Origin of the sequence: Chryseobacterium sp. SIMBA_028 (genome assembly GCF_046535285.1) — a bacterium.
Lineage (GTDB): Bacteria > Bacteroidota > Bacteroidia > Flavobacteriales > Weeksellaceae > Chryseobacterium.
The window spans coordinates 184183-201513 of record NZ_JAWRWZ010000006.1; the positions used below are offsets into that span (position 1 = coordinate 184183).

The 17331-nt window shown below is 34.1% G+C and carries 20 protein-coding genes and 1 tRNA gene; 6 read left to right on the forward strand and 15 right to left on the reverse strand.

Annotation, left to right across the window (positions count from 1 at the left end; all coding sequences use genetic code 11):
• Positions 1-118 precede the first annotated feature (118 nt).
• From SCA31_RS09880 to SCA31_RS09905, 6 genes are all read right to left on the reverse strand, one after another.
• On the reverse strand, positions 119-463 hold the full coding sequence (locus tag SCA31_RS09880) for a YkvA family protein (RefSeq protein WP_410696804.1): 345 nt from the start codon (positions 461-463) through the stop codon (positions 119-121).
• 85 nt (positions 464-548) lie between these two features.
• Positions 549-1088, reverse strand: coding sequence for a TlpA family protein disulfide reductase (locus tag SCA31_RS09885; protein ID WP_410696805.1), 540 nt, complete (start codon positions 1086-1088; stop codon positions 549-551).
• Positions 1089-1097: 9 nt separating this feature from the next.
• Positions 1098-1661 carry a thioredoxin family protein gene (locus SCA31_RS09890; protein WP_410696807.1) on the reverse strand — a complete coding sequence of 188 codons (564 nt, stop codon included), beginning with the start codon at positions 1659-1661 and terminating at the stop codon, positions 1098-1100.
• Between the two features lie 17 nt (positions 1662-1678).
• A complete protein-coding gene (gene aroC / locus SCA31_RS09895; protein WP_410696808.1) occupies positions 1679-2749 on the reverse strand; it encodes a chorismate synthase in 1071 nt (356 codons plus the stop codon).
• A gap of 57 nt (positions 2750-2806) precedes the next feature.
• Positions 2807-4369, reverse strand: coding sequence for an LIC_10190 family membrane protein (locus SCA31_RS09900; RefSeq protein WP_410696809.1), 1563 nt, complete (start codon positions 4367-4369; stop codon positions 2807-2809).
• A gap of 115 nt (positions 4370-4484) precedes the next feature.
• Positions 4485-5042, reverse strand: a complete 558-nt coding sequence (locus SCA31_RS09905; RefSeq protein ID WP_106914698.1) for a YMGG-like glycine zipper-containing protein — start codon at positions 5040-5042, stop codon at positions 4485-4487.
• Between the two features lie 355 nt (positions 5043-5397).
• On the opposite strand from SCA31_RS09905, the gene SCA31_RS09910 reads away from it, so the two are divergent.
• Positions 5398-5841 (forward strand): hypothetical protein, encoded by a 444-nt coding sequence (locus SCA31_RS09910; protein ID WP_410696810.1) that lies wholly within the window; start codon positions 5398-5400, stop codon positions 5839-5841.
• A 708-nt stretch (positions 5842-6549) separates the two neighbouring features.
• Here SCA31_RS09910 and SCA31_RS09915 read toward each other — a convergent pair.
• The 7 genes from SCA31_RS09915 to thrA all read right to left on the reverse strand — a co-directional run bounded on the left by SCA31_RS09915 (position 6550) and on the right by thrA (position 14013).
• Positions 6550-7074 (reverse strand): hypothetical protein, encoded by a 525-nt coding sequence (locus tag SCA31_RS09915; protein WP_410696812.1) that lies wholly within the window; start codon positions 7072-7074, stop codon positions 6550-6552.
• Between the two features lie 223 nt (positions 7075-7297).
• Positions 7298-7368, reverse strand: a tRNA-Cys gene (locus SCA31_RS09920).
• A gap of 162 nt (positions 7369-7530) precedes the next feature.
• Positions 7531-8895, reverse strand: coding sequence for a DUF4403 family protein (locus SCA31_RS09925; RefSeq protein ID WP_410696813.1), 1365 nt, complete (start codon positions 8893-8895; stop codon positions 7531-7533).
• Between the two features lie 34 nt (positions 8896-8929).
• Positions 8930-9298: a dihydroneopterin aldolase gene (gene folB, locus SCA31_RS09930; RefSeq protein ID WP_410696814.1), complete on the reverse strand. Its 369-nt coding sequence runs from the start codon at positions 9296-9298 to the stop codon at positions 8930-8932.
• A 5-nt stretch (positions 9299-9303) separates the two neighbouring features.
• Positions 9304-10608 (reverse strand): threonine synthase, encoded by a 1305-nt coding sequence (gene thrC, locus SCA31_RS09935; protein ID WP_410696816.1) that lies wholly within the window; start codon positions 10606-10608, stop codon positions 9304-9306.
• Between the two features lie 13 nt (positions 10609-10621).
• Entirely contained in the window at positions 10622-11551 is a 930-nt protein-coding gene (locus tag SCA31_RS09940; RefSeq protein WP_410696817.1) for a homoserine kinase, read from the reverse strand.
• Between the two features lie 11 nt (positions 11552-11562).
• Positions 11563-14013, reverse strand: a complete 2451-nt coding sequence (gene thrA, locus SCA31_RS09945; protein WP_410696818.1) for a bifunctional aspartate kinase/homoserine dehydrogenase I — start codon at positions 14011-14013, stop codon at positions 11563-11565.
• A 333-nt stretch (positions 14014-14346) separates the two neighbouring features.
• Here thrA and SCA31_RS09950 point away from each other — a divergent pair, with 333 nt between their 5' ends.
• From SCA31_RS09950 to SCA31_RS09970, 5 genes are all read left to right on the forward strand, one after another.
• Positions 14347-14541 (forward strand): bacteriocin-like protein, encoded by a 195-nt coding sequence (locus SCA31_RS09950; RefSeq protein ID WP_410696819.1) that lies wholly within the window; start codon positions 14347-14349, stop codon positions 14539-14541.
• A 71-nt stretch (positions 14542-14612) separates the two neighbouring features.
• Positions 14613-14783 (forward strand): bacteriocin-like protein, encoded by a 171-nt coding sequence (locus SCA31_RS09955; RefSeq protein ID WP_162926054.1) that lies wholly within the window; start codon positions 14613-14615, stop codon positions 14781-14783.
• A 52-nt stretch (positions 14784-14835) separates the two neighbouring features.
• Positions 14836-15030 (forward strand): hypothetical protein, encoded by a 195-nt coding sequence (locus SCA31_RS09960; RefSeq protein WP_410696821.1) that lies wholly within the window; start codon positions 14836-14838, stop codon positions 15028-15030.
• 56 nt (positions 15031-15086) lie between these two features.
• Complete coding sequence (locus SCA31_RS09965; protein ID WP_410696822.1) at positions 15087-15299, forward strand: hypothetical protein; 213 nt, start codon at positions 15087-15089, stop codon at positions 15297-15299.
• A 62-nt stretch (positions 15300-15361) separates the two neighbouring features.
• Positions 15362-15565 (forward strand): hypothetical protein, encoded by a 204-nt coding sequence (locus SCA31_RS09970; protein ID WP_410696823.1) that lies wholly within the window; start codon positions 15362-15364, stop codon positions 15563-15565.
• A 49-nt stretch (positions 15566-15614) separates the two neighbouring features.
• Here the strand turns inward: SCA31_RS09970 and nadA are convergent, their stop codons facing one another.
• Positions 15615-16634, reverse strand: coding sequence for a quinolinate synthase NadA (nadA, locus tag SCA31_RS09975; protein WP_410696824.1), 1020 nt, complete (start codon positions 16632-16634; stop codon positions 15615-15617).
• A 106-nt stretch (positions 16635-16740) separates the two neighbouring features.
• A complete protein-coding gene (gene gmk, locus SCA31_RS09980) occupies positions 16741-17304 on the reverse strand; it encodes a guanylate kinase (RefSeq protein ID WP_410696825.1) in 564 nt (187 codons plus the stop codon).
• Between the last annotated feature and the right edge of the window lie 27 nt (positions 17305-17331).

A 17331-nucleotide genomic window follows, 5' to 3' on the forward strand; every position in this document is an offset into this window, starting at 1 on the left:
TATTTTTTATTAGATATTGCAAATTTAAGGATTTGAAATAAGGCTTAAAAATTTATCGTTCATTTGATAAATAAAAAACCATCCTGTACCGTACAGAATGGTTTGAAAATATAATAAACTATTGTTTTATGATTTCAGCATCAATAACTTGGGTTCCCTTATACCTTTGTTCAGCTTCCCAAAGTAAAAATTTGTCAACCTCTTTAATGAGTTTAGGAATGGTAAGTGACAATACGGCCAAATCATCCATTACTCCAAGTACCGGTATCGCAAATTCAGGAAGAAAGTCAATAGGAGAGATGACATACAGAATTCCTAACAGAGGAAGAATAATGTCAATGGATTTTATTGGATAAACTCCTTTTCTCCATAGTTTTACCATTCTGAAAATATCAGGGATCTTTTTTACAAAGCCCTTGTGACTGATAGCTTCTTTTGCAAGATTTAATTTTGAATATTTCATTTTTGTGTTTGGATTTAAATAAATTTTTCAACACTATAAATTTCACAAATCCTGTACCAACAAATTATAAAATTTAGTTAAAAAATTATTTTACGATATTGTCAATGAATTGATGCACAGACTCTGTGTCCCAATCCTTGGATGCATCTTCCTTAATAAGGATTCTCCCGCTCTTATCCAAAAGGAAAGTGGTAGGAAATACTTTAGGAAGAATTTTTTCAGAAATAGGGCTTTGGGCAATGTATACGGGTACTGTATAATTATTTTCTTTTAAAAATTTTCTTATATCTTCCTCCTTATCATTCATGGCAATAAGAACAAAGTCTACATTTCCTTTTCTGGAATCATACAATTTCTGAATGGAAGGCCATTCTTTTCTACATGGTGGGCACCAGGTTCCCCAGAAGTTCAGAAAGACAGCCTTATCCTTAAAGTTTTTAAGATTCGTGCTTGGAGCATTAATTCCCTTAAGATCAACATTATAGTCCTCTTCGCTTACATGTACTGCATTTTCAATAGTAGCAATAGGAAAAAACTGATTTTTCAGAAAATCCTTTACTCCCGGTACAAAAGCAATGATACCGATGATGATAATTAATACAATAAAAATGATACTCTTTTTCATAAGCTGTTTTTATAGCAGATCTAAGATTTCCTGAACAGCATCTTTTCCTCTGTTCTTGGCATAGTATATTTGCAGATCGTTATAGAACGTTTCTTTTGGATACCCTTCCGGATCAGCTTTATATTTCATTAATAACTCATAGCCATACTTCGGACGAGGTCCCCAAGAATTTTTTACATTAAAATCCTTGTCCAGAATAAGAACCTTTGGAATGGATTCCGTTCCGTTGGTTAAAAACTGGTTGATCAGGCTTTTATCACGATCCCTTAGAAACACTCTGATTTCATTATGTCCTTCAAAGAATTTGAATAAAGCAGGAACAGTTGCACTGGCATCACCACACCAAGCTTCGGAAATAACTAAAATTTTTCCGTCAAAGTTCTTGACCGCCAATTCCTTTAGTTGGTCTTCATCCGGGATGTACTTTTTTACAGTTCTATCCATTCTCTGAAGCCCAAGCTCATAGTATTGTTTATATTCAAGTTCCTGTTCGTTAGCAGGATTCTCTAATCTTTCGTTTGCTATTTGAAGATATTCTTCAAAAGAAATTCCTTGATCCCAGTAATTTTTCATTACCAAAAATATTTATATTAAAAATTATTGATGTTTCTTGTTTTATTGATCAGAAATAGATCTGCCAATACAAATGCAGCAAGACTTTCCACTACGGGAACAGCTCTTGGTACTACACATGGATCATGACGTCCTTTACCTTCCACAATGACAGGATTTCCATCCTTATCTATACTGTCCTGAGGTCTCAAAATAGTAGCAACAGGCTTGAATGCTACACGGAAGTAGATATCCATTCCATTGGAGATTCCTCCCTGGATACCTCCGGATAAGTTAGATTTTGTAGAAAAATCAGTGTTGAAAGCATCGTTATGCTCCTTTCCTGTCATTTTTGCTCCACAGAATCCACTTCCATATTCAAAACCTTTACAGGCATTAATATTCAGCATTGCTTTTGCTAGCTCTGCCTGAAGTTTGGAAAATATAGGCTCACCTATTCCTACAGGAACATTTTTGATCACACAGGTAATCGTTCCACCAATGGTATTACCCTCTTTTTTGATCTCCTTGATTCTGGAAATCATTTTTTCTGCGGTTTCAGCATCCGGACAACGTACATCATTGCTTTCTGTTTTAGAAAAATCTAAAGCCTGGTAAGGTTTTTCACAGAAAATATCACCTACGGAAGAAACGTAAGCATTGATTTCAATATCGGATAAAAGCTGTTTGGCAAGAGCTCCAGCCACTACCCAGTTCATGGTTTCCCTAGCAGAAGATTTTCCACCACCACGATGATCCCTAAAACCAAATTTTTGGTCATAAGTAAAATCAGCATGGCTCGGACGATATGCTCCTGCAATATGGTCATAATCCTTTGATTTCTGATTTTCGTTTTCAATGATAAAACCAATGGGTGTACCTGTTGTTTTTCCGTCAAAGATTCCTGAAAGAAACTTTACAGTGTCGCTTTCTTTTCTTTGAGTAACAATAGCAGACTGGCCGGGTTTTCTTCGGCTCAGTTCATATTGAACTTTATCGAGATCTACCGCTAAACCTGCCGGAAAATTATTGATGATACCGCCGTAAGCCACTCCGTGACTTTCTCCAAATGTTGTAAGACTAAGAAGATTACCTAATGAATTGAACATGATACAAAATTACCTTTTTTTCTTCAGATAATAAAGTTTCTGGATTTGTTCTATTTATCAATGTTTTCGATTATTGATCACTGTTGCGGCTTCCTTTTTTTCCTCGGAAGTCATTTTTTTCCAGATAAATCCCTTTTTCATGTCATTTTTGTTAATAAGTTGAGGGAAAATTCGAGCTTTTACATCATCAAAAATGTAGCAGCTAGAGATGGCTGGAAGTGGAGTGTCAAAATTATAGGGGTAATTTTTAGAAACATTGAAATTTAAATTTCCCACTTTAAAACTATTGAATTGATGATATTGATAAGTAGATGGTTGATAAAGTTGTTCCTTTTTGAATCCTGCCATAAAGCTTCCCAAGCGAAAACTTGGAATAGATTTTTGAATAAAACTAGGAAAGGACAATATTGACATAAAAAATAAACTGAGTCCGGAAAAAACAACCAAAGATTTTCTTTTATCAAAATATTCATAAAATAATACAAGGAATATGACAAAGAAAACATCGATGAAAAATCTGTACTGTGCTGAAAAAGCAAGAACGAGTATACTTTTTATCAACAGGGAAATACAGATCAGAGTGATTAGTTTCTTTTTCTTCATCCATGTAAATGCTGAAAAAATAAGTAGGCTCAAAATGAAAAAAATATTAATCACTGATTTGATGCCTTTCAGAAAGAACCAGTTTTTAATATGATCAAATGTTGAAAACCTTTGAATTTCTTCGTACGAATACTGCATGTCATAGGTTTTCATAATGGCATATTGTGACGAAGTTTTCAAAACTTCAGGATTGGGCTTCCAACTAAAACCTAAGTCAATTATTGATACCGGAAATATGGGATAACCGAATGTCCATATATTTTTAATAAAGAATAAAAGTAAGATTAAACCTCCAAAAAATAATTTTTTGAAACTTGATTTTAAAATAATAATACTATTCAGGAAGACTAATATTGGCAGCCAGATCATGGTAGGTTTTATGACAAAAACAAAAACAGAAAAAGCAAAAAGGAGAGAAGTATTTTTATTTCCGGATATCATTTCATTTAAAATGATCAAAGAAAATGCAATGACGGGAAGATCAGGACTTGGTGACTGTGAAAATAATAATAAAACAGGAATAAAGCACATATGAATCCAGCTTTTTCGCTCAATACTATAAAGGGTATAAACGATCAGTAGGATGGAGTTGATTCTTAAAAAAGGATCTGCGAAATTTGAAAAACCTGCCTGGAAAATATGCCATACAGACATTTGTCCTAAGATAAAGTCCAGATTTGAAATTCCTTTTATCAATCCATATTCTGTAAGCCATTTGATGGTTGGAACATAGTATCCGAAATGATCCAATATATAAGGATAGTATGAACCGGATAATAGAATGATGGCAGAAACAATTACGCCTAAAGTAATTTCTTTTTTTGTCAACTGATAAAACTCGTGATAAATTTTTTCTTTAAAAAAATAGAATAAGCCTGGCAGAACGGTTATCATTTCTACATAAATATTCAAAGGGATAAAAAATGAAGCGACGGTCCATACCACACTTACACCCATTATTCCCAAAAGAATTTTACCTGAAATTCCCCGAAATAAGATTCCGAAGATTTTCTCCATAATTTTACCCAGTCCCATTAAGACCGGAATGATAAAAATTGAAGAAACCAGGATGAGTATCATAAAAAAAAGATTGCCTAAAAATAAGCAATCTTTATATTTTATTGTAAAAAAATTATCTACGGGGTTGTACTCTTCCGTCTTTTCTGTCTTGTGATCTCCCAATTGTATATCCTGTGGCTCCACCTACTACACCTCCAATTACGGCACCAAGACCTCTATTTTTCTTGGCAATGATTGCACCGGCAGCAGCACCACCTACGGTACCAATGATAGTTCCTTTAGCAGCTTTACTCATCCCTTTTTTCTGGGTAGTTCCTTGTGATGATCCATTTCCGTTATCTGCATAACCTCCGTTGCTTCCTCCTCCAGAGTTGGAATTAGAGCTTCTGTCGCGGTATACGGTTCTGGTTTCTCTTATCACCTTTGGTTTTGAATTATTGTCAGCCGCCGCTTTAGCTTTTTTGCTTTCAGAGATGCTGTCTGACTTTTTTTGAGCTTCGTATACGAGCTTTTCTTTCTCAATGGCAAGTTTTTGCTTTTCTATTTCAAGCTGTCTTGCTTGAAACTCAAGTTTTTGTACTTCCAGTGATTTTTCAGCAACTGTGTCATCCTTCTTACAGGCCGTCAATAAAAAGACGGATAAAAAACCTGTTAATACTATCTTTTTCATAATTCAAATTTTAATAAGCTTAAGCCAAAACGACTCTAGATCTATTTTATTTTCAATTATGAAGCCAAGTTTCAGTTAAAAAACGTTAAAGTTGAGATTGATACTATTAATAACTTTTAATTCCTGACAAATTTCAGGTGAAATAGGGGATTTATTGATCATTTAGGCATAGAGTTTGTCGATATGTTTACAGTTTTCAAATTTGAAAATTAATCTTCTAAACAAGATTCATCATAGTTCCCTGGTATTTCCGGGGAATTTTTTTGTTATAAGTAATTGTAAAGTATAGTTAATCATTAGTTTTTGTTGAATTCATTTATGTTACCTATTTTTGAGTATCAAAATTACTTTTAATATGAAAAAATCAATTTTTACAGTTGCAGCTGTTGTAGGATTACTGGCTGTTACTACTTCTTTTTCTTCTACGGATGTTATTGAAGTTCAATCTAAAGTTTGTTCAGAAGTATCTCATAAAGATGCAAAAACTGAGACTTTTAAAGTTCGTTATGGCCTTCTTTCAAAGAGTGGAACAAAAATTCTTTCAGGTTCAGGATTTGATTTGGGAGGTTTTATTGCAGAAAATACGGTTACTGGAGAAACGTATTATAGTATTGGGTATACTCCATCGCTTCCCCAGTATTCTGAGGAGGATCTTCCGGCTGGAACATATGCATTCTCAGGAATTCAGGGCCAGGGAGGCTGGGTAGGTTATGGAACGGTAGTTGCAACAGTTTCTGAAGCAAATGTAGATGCGGATGGATACATTACGATATATGTTCCAATTACGTGGGAAGAATAACTTTGTGAAAAACAAAATATTTATCTAAATTTACCAATCCTCGAAATGAGGATTTTTTTTAATCAATTTACAGTTATAGATAATTACTTGCCTTAAGATTTAAATTCTTATATGAAAAAATAGGGTGGGTATCATACAATATTCTGTTTAGATTTATCTAAATAGATTTTTTTCATCATTTGTGTTTTTTAGGCCTCCTGAATGGGAGGTCTTTTGTTTTTCTAAATTAAAGTAAAAACATTTTCTCTTCAAAAGTAGATTTAGGTCTAAAATTGCTTTATGAATTATTTTTTTAATTGGTGAATTATATAAATTTCATATTTTTTTTAATTATTAATTATTTATTAAATTTTATTTTGTTGTGTGTTTTTTAATTTTATATAATTAATTACTTTAATAAAATTATTATAATGTATGTTAATAAGGTTGTAAAAGTAAAAATTATGGTGAGTGGTGTTTGGTAATGAAAAGCATTTTTTTTTCAAAATTTGTAATTCTTGGCACGATTTTTCAATATACAAACGCAACTCATGTTTAATTTGAGTTTTCATGGTTATTAGTTTTTATCCTCGGAATTTCCGAGGATTTTTTTTTGTTTCTATACGTTAAGTTAATTGTTGATTTTTTTGAAAAGGATTGAACTTAATTATTAATAATACTCTTGAGTATTTCCTTTTTTTTGAAGGATGCGATGTTTTTTTATTAGTTTTATTCTGAAATACCTAATGTTATGAATAGGCTATTATCAATTACAGCAAAAGTGTAATAAGTGTCACCTAATTTATAATCAATTAAATATGATAAAACATCTGTATTTCCAGCTGAACGTAAAAATGAAATCATTTCACTATAAGATAATTCTTTTTTGGAAACATTTACGTTATTTTTAGCAATTATTGCTTTTATAAATTTGAAATTATGATCAGCGTTTATACTTTCTACTAAATCATACCATAATTGATGAGATTTTGGGTCTTTCATTTTTACTATATTAATTCTATCAATAACCTCATTGTTTTTTACTTCTTCAGCAGAATATATAATTGAATTCTTTTTATAAACCCTTTTTTCGAGGCCAAATTTAGAGTCTACGTTTTGTGAGGTTAATGCTAAATTAGACTCAAAATCATTAAAGGATTTACCAATGAATTTTGAAGCATCTAATACTGTTTTGTAATCTTGAGTATAAAAAAATAAAGGGAATAAAAAAGCTGCTATAAAAATTGTTTTCATTATTTTACTTTTAGCAAATGTAAAAAATTGAAATACTAAATAATTACGGAAAGCCGTAGTGTATTATTCAGGCTAATAAAAATACATAGTATGCTTAAAATAAATTATTAAGAAGAGACTTTTTTAAGGTCATCGAGCTTTGTGGATTGATCTTATGTTTTTGAACTTAAAAAGGATATAGGAAATAAAAAAAACCTCTAAATTTTATTTAGAGGTTTTGAAGAGGTACCTAGCGGATTCGAACCGCTGTAGATGGTGTTGCAGACCACTGCCTAGCCGCTCGGCCAAAGTACCATGTTTTACCATTTTTGAGGTGTGCAAATATAGCAAAATTTCTTTATGAACAAAAGTTTTCTTAAAATTTCTTTCCCTCAAAAATGGTAAATTTCTCTTTCTATCTGTGTTTCAGTCTTATAATTTTTAGTGCTAATTTACCTCTATCACTAGGTTTGGATATTAAAATCCATTTACAAGAAGTTTTAATGTAGCATTCGTATCAATGACTGCAGTAATCCCAGTGTTGTTTAGTAGTATTTTGCTTGGTTTTAGGTTAAATACTTTTCCACTCATTTTTAAACCTTTATAATATTCTTTATTAAAGGCATCTTCAATACTTTTTCTGGATGTTTCTTCCAATTCCTGGGTAGGGATTCCATATTCTTCTTCAATCATTTTTACGATTTTCCCTTGAAATAGGAGAGAAGCCGTCTTTTGAAGAATATTCATGGTTTTCAACTTGAACTTCGTATCAGACAAAACAATTTTTCTTTTGGTTTCATCATATACCGGAATTCCAGAAATAACGGCTGTTCCCTTTATATATCCATCAGTCTGCGCCTCAATGACCACTCTGTTGTCCAAACCATAGACTCTAATGTCTGTTACTTTTACCTTTGAATCCCTGATGTCAAATTCTTTGTTTAAGAAAGTTTTTCTGGCCATATTACTAGCCTCCGTAAAAGGAATATTGGCGGTGGTTTGCAAAAGAAATTTATCTGCAACGGTAGGAGAGAAGTTGAAGTTGGTAGCCGAGGCTACGGATGGAGAAGCAGCGGGCTTGCTTCCTGTAAAAGTTTCAGAGTAAATATCAATACCAAGAGTTGCATTGATTTGATTTCCGTAGAATTTTAACGGAGTAATATTAACCCCAACCGGACTTATCTTTAACCATGTATTATACTCTTCCGAAATATTAAATGGCTGCAAAAAAGTATTCCATGCCATAACGGCGTATTGTTGAAAGTTCAGTTGAGTGGCCATCTGCTGATCGATTGTTTTACAGAATTTCTCCTGTTGTTCTTTGAGGCTTTTTTCAACAATTGGAGTAATTGGTATTTGTATTCTTCCATAATCCAGTACAGGTTTTGTTACCCATCTGAAGCCATTAGGTCTTGTAGAAGTTGTAATGGTCCAGTTATTTTTAAAAGTAACAGTAGTATTAAAGGACATTACGGTTTCAAAGGTGGTATTTTGGTAGCTGTAAACACCCAATGTTCCAATACCCTTTTCTGCCCAGATCTTTAGAGGAACTTCAATCAATAGATTTTGGGTAGTTCCTCCTACCAAACGGATTGGCCTGGTTTTCCATACTTTTACCTTAAACTGGTCGTTATTGTTATCGGTATAAGAATCGTCTTGATATACCAGATCTTTTACAGAGGCATTGATCATATTACTTAGCTCCGAAAGAGGAATTGTTACCGGCATGGTGATACTGGACTTGATCTTCGGAAAATTATAATTTGCCAACTGATTATCAACACCAGATTGTCCAAAAGCGTTGATGAATGCTACTAAGAATAATATTTTAAAGAGTTTCAATTTTGTATTTTTTTATAAAACGAAAATAAGAATTTTAATTTTCAGGCTTGAAGCTTTTTTCCAGTTCAATACTGGCACCTTTCATTTCTCCCTGCATTGGGGGAGCAGTTTTGGTTATTTTTAACTTAATATAATCGATTTGTGGAAAACGTCCATGAACTGCTAAAATAATTCTTCCGGCTACATGTTCCAAAAGCTGAGACTTTATTTTCATTTCATGGTGGATAATATCATTAAGATCAGCATAGCTTATGGTATCGTTCAGATTATCAGATTCTGCGGCTTTCCACAAATCGGTATGAAGTTCTGCATTTAAAATATAATATGTCCCAATAATGTTTTCCTCAGACAGCACTCCATGGTAGGCATATATTTTTACATCTTCAAGATATATTTTGCTCATTACATTTAATTTTTATCCAGCAAAAATCGTCTTAATTCTTCAAAATCTGAGTTTATTTCCATAGTTTTTTTCTCCTTTTTCATCAGATCATTCAAAGATTCTGGAATTTCAATTTTTACTTTGATGGCTTTTTCTACAGCATCAGGGAATTTTACAGGATGAGCTGTTCCTAAAATGAATCCTTTTTTACCTGGGTTTCTATCCAGATATTGCTGCATGGATGAAAATGCTACAGCGCTGTGGGGTTCGAGAATGTATTTATATTTTTTATACACTTCGGTAATGGTATTCATGGTTTCTTCGTCATTAACAGAATAACCGGATATTTTATTTTTTAGTAAGTCAAAGTTCTCTCCAAAAAGTTCCATAATCCTTACAAAGTTGCTGGGATCTCCTACATCCATCGCATTAGATAAAGTCGCTAAAGCTTTTTTAGGTTTAAAATCTTTGGTTTTTAAATACTCAGGAACTATATCATTAGCATTGCAGGCTGCAATAAAATGTTCTGCCGGAAGCCCCCGAAGATGAGCCAGAAGTCCTGCACAAATATTTCCGAAGTTTCCACTGGGAACACAGAGTACTGGAGCTTCCTTTTCTGATTTTTGCCATTGTTTCAAAGCTAATAGATAATAAATCTGTTGTGGAAGCCATCTCGCAATATTAATGGAATTGGCTGAAGTCAGAAATAACCGTTTATTGATTTCTTCATTTGAGAAAGCTTGTTTTACCATGTCTTGACAGTCATCAAAGCTTCCATTAACTTCCAATGCAAAAATATTTTTCCCCAATGCTGTAAGTTGTTTTTCCTGAACCAGACTTACCCTGTTTTTAGGATAAAGAATAACAACATCAATTTCCGAAAGACCATAAAATCCATGAGCAACAGCTCCACCTGTATCTCCGGAGGTCGCAACAAGAACCGTCACTTTTTTATCTTGATCTTTCAAGAAATAGGATAGGCAGCGGCTCATAAATCTGGCTCCGATATCCTTAAATGCCAAGGTAGGTCCATGGAAAAGCTCAAGGATTGAGATTTTATCACTGATCTTTTGTAAAGGAATTTCAAAGCTGATGGTTTCAGCGATGATTTCCCGTAGTATTTCTGATGGAATTTTATCTCCAATAAAATCATGCATACATTGGTAGGCAATTTCTTCATTAGCATATTGATGAAGATTTTGAATAAACTCCTCTTCAAATTGTGGAATGTGTTCCGGAAAAAATAATCCTTTTTCTTTTCCCTGACCTTTTATTGTTGCAGTCCTAAAATCAACTTTTTCCTGATGGTCTTTTAAATTATAATATTTCATTTCATTTTTAGTGTTAGTTGGATTCTTCAACGATTTCAATTCCGCCTGGATTTATTTTTGAAACATATACAAAGCTTTCAATATTGATTTCGTCATAAATTGATTTCATCTGGAATGCAATTTTTTCTGCAGTTTCTTTTTCTTCAGCCAACATGAAGATGGAAGGGCCTGATCCGGAAATTCCTCCTCCCAATGCGCCAAGTTGAATGCTTTTCATTTTAATTTCATCAAATTTTGGAATTAAAATGCTTCGTATAGGCTCTATAATTACATCGTTAAGGCTTCTGCCAATCAACGAAAAATCATTTTTCTGAATGCCTGCAATAAGTCCTGCAATATTTCCCCATTGCTCAATAGCACTTTTCAGAGAGATATTTTTCTTTAGAATCTGTCTGGAATCTGATGTTTTTACTTCAACCTGAGGATGCACGGCGGCTACAAATAAGTCAGGAGCATTCAATGGAATAATATCAATAGGGTTGGTTGATTTTACTAATGTAATACCACCATAAATGCATGGTGCAATATTGTCTGCATGCCGAACTCCGGATGCGAGCTCCTCCCCAAACATAGCAAAATGAATCATTTCTTCTTTGGAAAAAATATTTTCTAATAAAATATTGGCTCCCAGTGCGGCTCCGGCGGCACTAGCCGCACTGGAGCCTAGCCCGCTTCCTGGTTTTATATGTTTATGGATAATAACTTCAAAACCTTTGGTTAAGTTCAGATGTTCCTGAATCTTCAGAAGTACAACTCCTGCAACATTTTTAGAAGGTTCCTCAGGAAGTTGAAATTGATCTCTATGCTTAATAATGATTTCCGGAGTGTCTAATAATGTTATTCCCATTTCATCATAGGGCTCATGTATAGCCATTCCCAGAATATCAAACCCACATACCATGTTGGCTACTGTAGCCGGAATTTTTAATTTTATCTTTTTCATTTTTTATGTTTTTAAATTGAACGCATAATGTCTGCAAAAATTCCACTTGCCGTTACTTCGGCACCAGCACCGGCTCCTTTTATGACCAACGGTTGTTCAGAATATCTTAAAGTTTTAAAAATGACAATGTTATCTTTTCCATAGAGGTGAAAAAGATCGCTTTGCGGAGCAACATGCTGTAAACCTACTTTTGCTTTACCCTCCTTGAATTCGGCGACATATTTTAATATTTTTCCCTCTTTTTTAGCGTCTTCTAGCAATACTCTGAAATGATTTTCATACTCTGATAATTTTTCATAGAAATGTTCCACGCTTCCCTGCATGCATGCTTCAGGAAGAAAACCGATATTTTCAATTTCTTCAATTTGAAGTGGATAACCTGCTTCTCTGGCAAGGATTAAAGTTTTACGGGCCACATCCGTTCCTGATAAATCCAGTCTTGGATCCGGTTCTGTATACCCTTCTTTTTGCGCCTGTGCTACCACTTCGGAAAATGTTCTGCTTCCATCATAGTTATTAAATACAAAATTTAATGTTCCACTTAGTACAGCTTCAATGGACATTATTTTATCACCACTTTTAATAAGATCATTGATGGTGCCTATTACTGGAAGTCCTGCGCCTACATTGGTCTCAAAATAGAATTTGCAATTATGATTCCGAGCTGTATTTTTTAAGGCTTTATACTTTTCAAAGTCCGATGAAGCAGCGATTTTGTTGCATGCTACAATATTAATACTTCTTTTCAACAGCTTTTCATATACTTCCGGAACATCAGAACTTGCTGTAATATCTACAAAAACAGAGTTTCTTAAATTTCGGGAGATAATCTCTGTTGCAAAATCCTGTGGTGAAGATTCTATTCCTGATGCACTCCAGTTGAGGTATTCCTGTTCGGGAATTCCTTTGTCTGAAAAGACCATTTTACGACTGTTGGATAATCCTGCAATTCTTAAATTAATTAAGAAATTTTCTCTTAGGTATTGATTTTGTTCATAGATCTGCTGAATCAGCTTTGAGCCTACATTACCCGTTCCACAGATGTAAAGGTGAATTTGTTTTATCTCGGACTCAAAAAATTCTTCATGGAGGATATTCACCGCCTTTTTAGTATCCCTTTCTGAGATTACAACGCTAATATTTCTTTCTGAGGAACCTTGAGCAATAGTTCTTATGTTGATCCCGTTATTTCCCAGACATCCAAACATTTTTGCACTTACCCCACTTTTGCTTTTCATATTTTCACCTACGATGGCCACAATGGAAAGTCCAATTTCAATGTTAACAGGAGTGATTCTCTTTAGGCTAATATCATCAGCAAATGAGGAATTGATAGCATTTTCAGCAACAGATCTATCTTTCTCATGAATGGCTAGGGTAATGGAATGTTCCGATGAGCCTTGTGTAATAAGTATGATATTGATTTTCTCTAGGCTAAGACATTGAAATAATTTTGCTGAAATACCGGGAATGCCAACCATCCCACTACCTTCCAAAGTAAGCAGGGCTATATTACTCATATTTGATACTCCCACAGCTACCTCTTGTTTTTCATTTTCCGGAATTTCCAGATTATGAGAAACCAAAGTTCCTTTTGCATTCGGCTCAAAAGTGTTTTTGATTTTAAGATCAATATTTTTGACCATCACAGGCTGAATGGATGGTGGATAAAGTACTTTTGCTCCAAAATGAGAGAGTTCCATTGCTTCATGATAAGATATTTCCGATATGGGTTTTGCATTGGAAGCTAGCCGTGGATCCGCTGTCATCATGCCGCTTACATCTGTCCAGATCTGTAGTTCTTCGGCGTTAATGGCAGCTGCAATAAGGGAAGCTGTATAGTCTGAACCTCCTCGTCCTAGAGTTGTAGCATTATTTTTATCATCACGGGCTACGAAACCTGGACCTATGATGATGCGGTTTTGATGGTCATTAAGATAATTCTTGATATTGTTTTCTGTAATTTCAGAATTAACTTTTGCGTTGGTAAAATTACTATCAGTTCTGATGAGCTCAACAGAATTCATCCAGGCACTGTCAAGTTGCTGATATTGCAGTCTTGCAGCAATGATATGAGAGGATAAAAATTCTCCGTATGATGCAATCTTATCCTTGATTCTGCCTGTAAGTTCACCCAAAACAAAAATTCCATTGTATAGGTCTTCTAGGTCATTGAAATGTTTTTTAACGAAGCTTAGCCATGAACTTTGCTCCAAAATTGGTATAAGTTCTTTAACAAGAGTTAAGTGTTTTCCCTCAAGGTTTTTCACAATTTGTAAATAGCTGTCGTCTTTTATAGAAGCATATTCTGCAGCTTTAATGAGCTGGTCTGTAACTCCATGAAGTGCTGATACGATAACGACGATCCTGTTTTGCGAGGATTCTTTTTTTATAATGTTTTCTACCAGAAGTATATTCTGAGAATTGGCGACTGATGTACCACCAAATTTTAAAATTTTCATCAATTATTTATTTGAGATTAGAGAAAGTGAAATGATTACTCTTAACAAAAGAGTATAAGGTCCCGAAAATAATATGTGAAAATTTACCCCTTTATGGGGTAGTCGTTGTAGTTGTGAATGTAGAAACAGAAGATATGCCTGAAATAGGTGACTTCAGGGCAGAAATATCAGATATGTTTCTTAAAAAATTCATTGTAGTGAAACAAATGTACAAATTATTTTGGAATCACAACTTTTTAACATAATAAAATAATAATTCCTTTTTTAGAGAAATACTTGGTGTAATTGATTATAAATCTTACATTTATATTCAAACTATAATTAAAATTAATCATGAAAAATTCAAAAAAGATTAACAGACAGAACCTAAAATCAATTAATGGAGGAGGAATAGGACATTGTAATGAGTCGTGTCCTCCGGGTCCTTATGGTCCGAATGAACCAAAATCATGTGGAGAGTTTATGGGCCTACCAGAGTGTTGTAAACTAAGAGTGCTGGTAAGCATGGATTGTTTTGGTCCTTATTAATTCTTTAAGGTATAGAACAGCATTGTAAAATAATGTTCTATGCTTCTCATTAACATCAAAATTAAAATATCATGAAAGCAATTAAAAAATTATCAAGAGAACAAAAGAAAACCATCAATGGAGGTGTTACAGACATGCAAATAGAAGCTTGTGGAGGTGCACAGTTTGTCTGCTTCAAAGGAGGTGGAAGATGGGGATGCTCCTTAAAACCGGGTGGAACTTGCTATGATCCTAAATTATAATGAAGTACCTATTCTGTACTTACAATAAGTTTAATTCATAAAAGTAAATAGTATGAAAAAGTTATCTAGAAACAGTTTGAAGACTATTAAAGGATCCAATGCATCTATTTGTAACGGATGCCCTAGTCAGAATATCTATGGACCGGGACCTGAATATAACGGGACCTGTGAAAACTATTTTGCATTACCTGATTATTGCAGAGAGAGACATTGTGTAGGGGTGAGTATATCTTGTTTTAGAGATTGATATCATGATCAATCTTTTAATCATTAAAATAGTATCAATTAATTCCAGAATTTACAATGAGAAAGCTATTATCACGAACAGAACTGAAGAGTATCAATGGTAAGGGCGTAGCAGGATGTTCCGGTTGCCCCACAGGAGGAAATTATGGAGATGGTCCAGAGTATACCAATAGCTGTTTCAGCTATTGGGCATTATCTCCAAACTGTAGAAACTGTGTAGATGTAAGCGCAGATTGCTATGGTCCTGATTATTCCGATTTCTATAATTAAAGATTAAGATTACTTCATTTTTAAGAAGAGTCAAATATTTAAAACAAAAAATTAAAACAACTATGAAAAATTTAAAGAAATTAAACAGAAAAGAGCTTGAATTATTAAATGGGGCAGCAGGAGCAAGCTGTAGCGGATGTCCTAGAAATACTACTTATGGGAACGGTCCCAATGATGCTCCATGTGATGCCTATCATACGCTTCCTTTCCGCTGCAAAATGTGTGTTATTGTAAGCATAGAGTGTATGGATGGAGGAGTTTCTTAATAGACCCATGAATTGAAATAAAAAAGCACTGTGAAAACAGTGCTTTAATTTATTTTATACTTTTAGAAAGATCAAGCATTGCCTCAATTGGCTTTAATGCTCTTAATCTTAATTCTTCGTCGATAAGAATTTCAGGAAGTTCGTACTTCATACATAAGTACAATTTTTCCATCGTATTACGCTTCATGTAGAAACACTCAGAACAGTTACAGCTTTCGTCAAAAACTAGAGCTGGAATTAATTCTTTATGTGGTGCGCGTTTTCTCATTTCGTGAAGAATACCTTCTTCAGTGGCAATGATGAATTTTTGACAATCGTCTTTCTCTACAAAGTTTAGTAGAGCAGAAGTGGAACCAATAAAGTGAGCCAGTTTTAAAACAGCTTCTTCACTTTCTGGGTGTGCAATCATTTTGGCATCCGGATTTTCTGCCAGTTGCTTAGCAATTCTTTCCATTGAAAATGCTTCGTGAACTACACAGCTTCCATCCCAAAGGATCATGTCACGACCCGTTTTTTTAGATAAATATCTTCCAAGGTTTTTATCCGGAGCAAAAATGATAGGTCTGTCAGTAGGTAGGGCTTCAATCACTGTTTCAGCATTTGAGCTTGTTACGATGATATCACTTTCCGCCTTGGTTTCAGCATTACAATTGATGTAAGTTGCAATTAAGGCGTTAGGATGCTGTTCACGCATTTTTCTTAACCCTTCACCTGAACATCCGTCTGCAAGAGAGCATCCGGCCATAGTATCAGGAAGAACTACTTTTTTAGTTGGGTTTAGAATTTTGGCGGCTTCCGCCATGAAGTGTACTCCGCAGAATACAATCATGTCAGCATTGGTATCCTTTGCCTGTCTTGCCAATTGTAGGGAATCTCCAAGGAAATCAGCGATATCCTGAATTTCTCCCGGTTGGTAATAATGCGCAAGGATTACAGCATTTTTTTCTTCCTTAAGTTTTAGAATGGCTTTTACCAATTCTTCTCCCTGAGGAATTGCTATATCTTTTATATCCAGAAATCCTTTTACAGGAATTGCAGATTTAGCTTTTTCTAATGTTTCGGTACTCATATCAACCTCAATGTTTTTTATTATCAGAAATTAGAGATTAGAAATTAGAAGTTAGATAAGAATGGGAGTATATTACTTCCATTTTCTGACCTCCATATTCCACCCATTAATTGTTGATAAAACTTTTTATTAAACTTTCTATTTCTTTTTTAGCTTCATCCAGATCAGAATTAATCACGATCTTATCAAACTCGCCAGCATAAGACATTTCTTCTTCTGCCTTTTCTACACGGGTTTTGATGGTTTCTGCATCATCTGTATTCCTTGTAATCAATCTTCGTTCCAGTTCCTCAATGGAAGGGGGTTCTATAAAAATAGACAATGCCTTTTCACCGAAGTATTTTTTTAAGGAAATTCCTCCTTTTACGTCTACATCAAAAATAACAACTTTTCCCAGATTCCAGATCTTTTCCACTTCAGATTTTAAAGTACCGTAATATTTATCAGTATATACTTCCTCATACTCTACAAAAGCATCTTCTGAAATTTTCTGTCTGAATTCATCAGGAGATAAAAAATGATAGTCCACTGCATGAGTTTCACTTCCTCTTGGCTGTCTCGTAGTACAGGAAATTGAAAATTCAAGTTCAGGAAATGTTTCCAGAGAATGTTTTACCAATGTAGTTTTTCCGCTTCCAGACGGTGCTGAAAATATAATTACCTTATCCATAGAGTTCTCAGTTGCCGGTTGACAAAT

Coding starts and splice junctions, on each gene's coding strand:
- SCA31_RS09880 (WP_410696804.1), bottom strand. CDS start 463: ATGAAATATTCAAAATTAAATCTTGCAAAAGAAGCTATCAGTCACAAG.
- SCA31_RS09885 (WP_410696805.1), bottom strand. CDS start 1,088: ATGAAAAAGAGTATCATTTTTATTGTATTAATTATCATCATCGGTATC.
- SCA31_RS09890 (WP_410696807.1), bottom strand. CDS start 1,661: ATGAAAAATTACTGGGATCAAGGAATTTCTTTTGAAGAATATCTTCAA.
- aroC (WP_410696808.1), bottom strand. CDS start 2,749: ATGTTCAATTCATTAGGTAATCTTCTTAGTCTTACAACATTTGGAGAA.
- SCA31_RS09900 (WP_410696809.1), bottom strand. CDS start 4,369: ATGGAGAAAATCTTCGGAATCTTATTTCGGGGAATTTCAGGTAAAATT.
- SCA31_RS09905 (WP_106914698.1), bottom strand. CDS start 5,042: ATGAAAAAGATAGTATTAACAGGTTTTTTATCCGTCTTTTTATTGACG.
- SCA31_RS09910 (WP_410696810.1), top strand. CDS start 5,398: ATGAAAAAATCAATTTTTACAGTTGCAGCTGTTGTAGGATTACTGGCT.
- SCA31_RS09915 (WP_410696812.1), bottom strand. CDS start 7,074: ATGAAAACAATTTTTATAGCAGCTTTTTTATTCCCTTTATTTTTTTAT.
- folB (WP_410696814.1), bottom strand. CDS start 9,298: ATGAGCAAAATATATCTTGAAGATGTAAAAATATATGCCTACCATGGA.
- thrC (WP_410696816.1), bottom strand. CDS start 10,608: ATGAAATATTATAATTTAAAAGACCATCAGGAAAAAGTTGATTTTAGG.
- SCA31_RS09940 (WP_410696817.1), bottom strand. CDS start 11,551: ATGAAAAAGATAAAATTAAAAATTCCGGCTACAGTAGCCAACATGGTA.
- thrA (WP_410696818.1), bottom strand. CDS start 14,013: ATGAAAATTTTAAAATTTGGTGGTACATCAGTCGCCAATTCTCAGAAT.
- SCA31_RS09950 (WP_410696819.1), top strand. CDS start 14,347: ATGAAAAATTCAAAAAAGATTAACAGACAGAACCTAAAATCAATTAAT.
- SCA31_RS09955 (WP_162926054.1), top strand. CDS start 14,613: ATGAAAGCAATTAAAAAATTATCAAGAGAACAAAAGAAAACCATCAAT.
- SCA31_RS09960 (WP_410696821.1), top strand. CDS start 14,836: ATGAAAAAGTTATCTAGAAACAGTTTGAAGACTATTAAAGGATCCAAT.
- SCA31_RS09965 (WP_410696822.1), top strand. CDS start 15,087: ATGAGAAAGCTATTATCACGAACAGAACTGAAGAGTATCAATGGTAAG.
- SCA31_RS09970 (WP_410696823.1), top strand. CDS start 15,362: ATGAAAAATTTAAAGAAATTAAACAGAAAAGAGCTTGAATTATTAAAT.
- nadA (WP_410696824.1), bottom strand. CDS start 16,634: ATGAGTACCGAAACATTAGAAAAAGCTAAATCTGCAATTCCTGTAAAA.
- gmk (WP_410696825.1), bottom strand. CDS start 17,304: ATGGATAAGGTAATTATATTTTCAGCACCGTCTGGAAGCGGAAAAACT.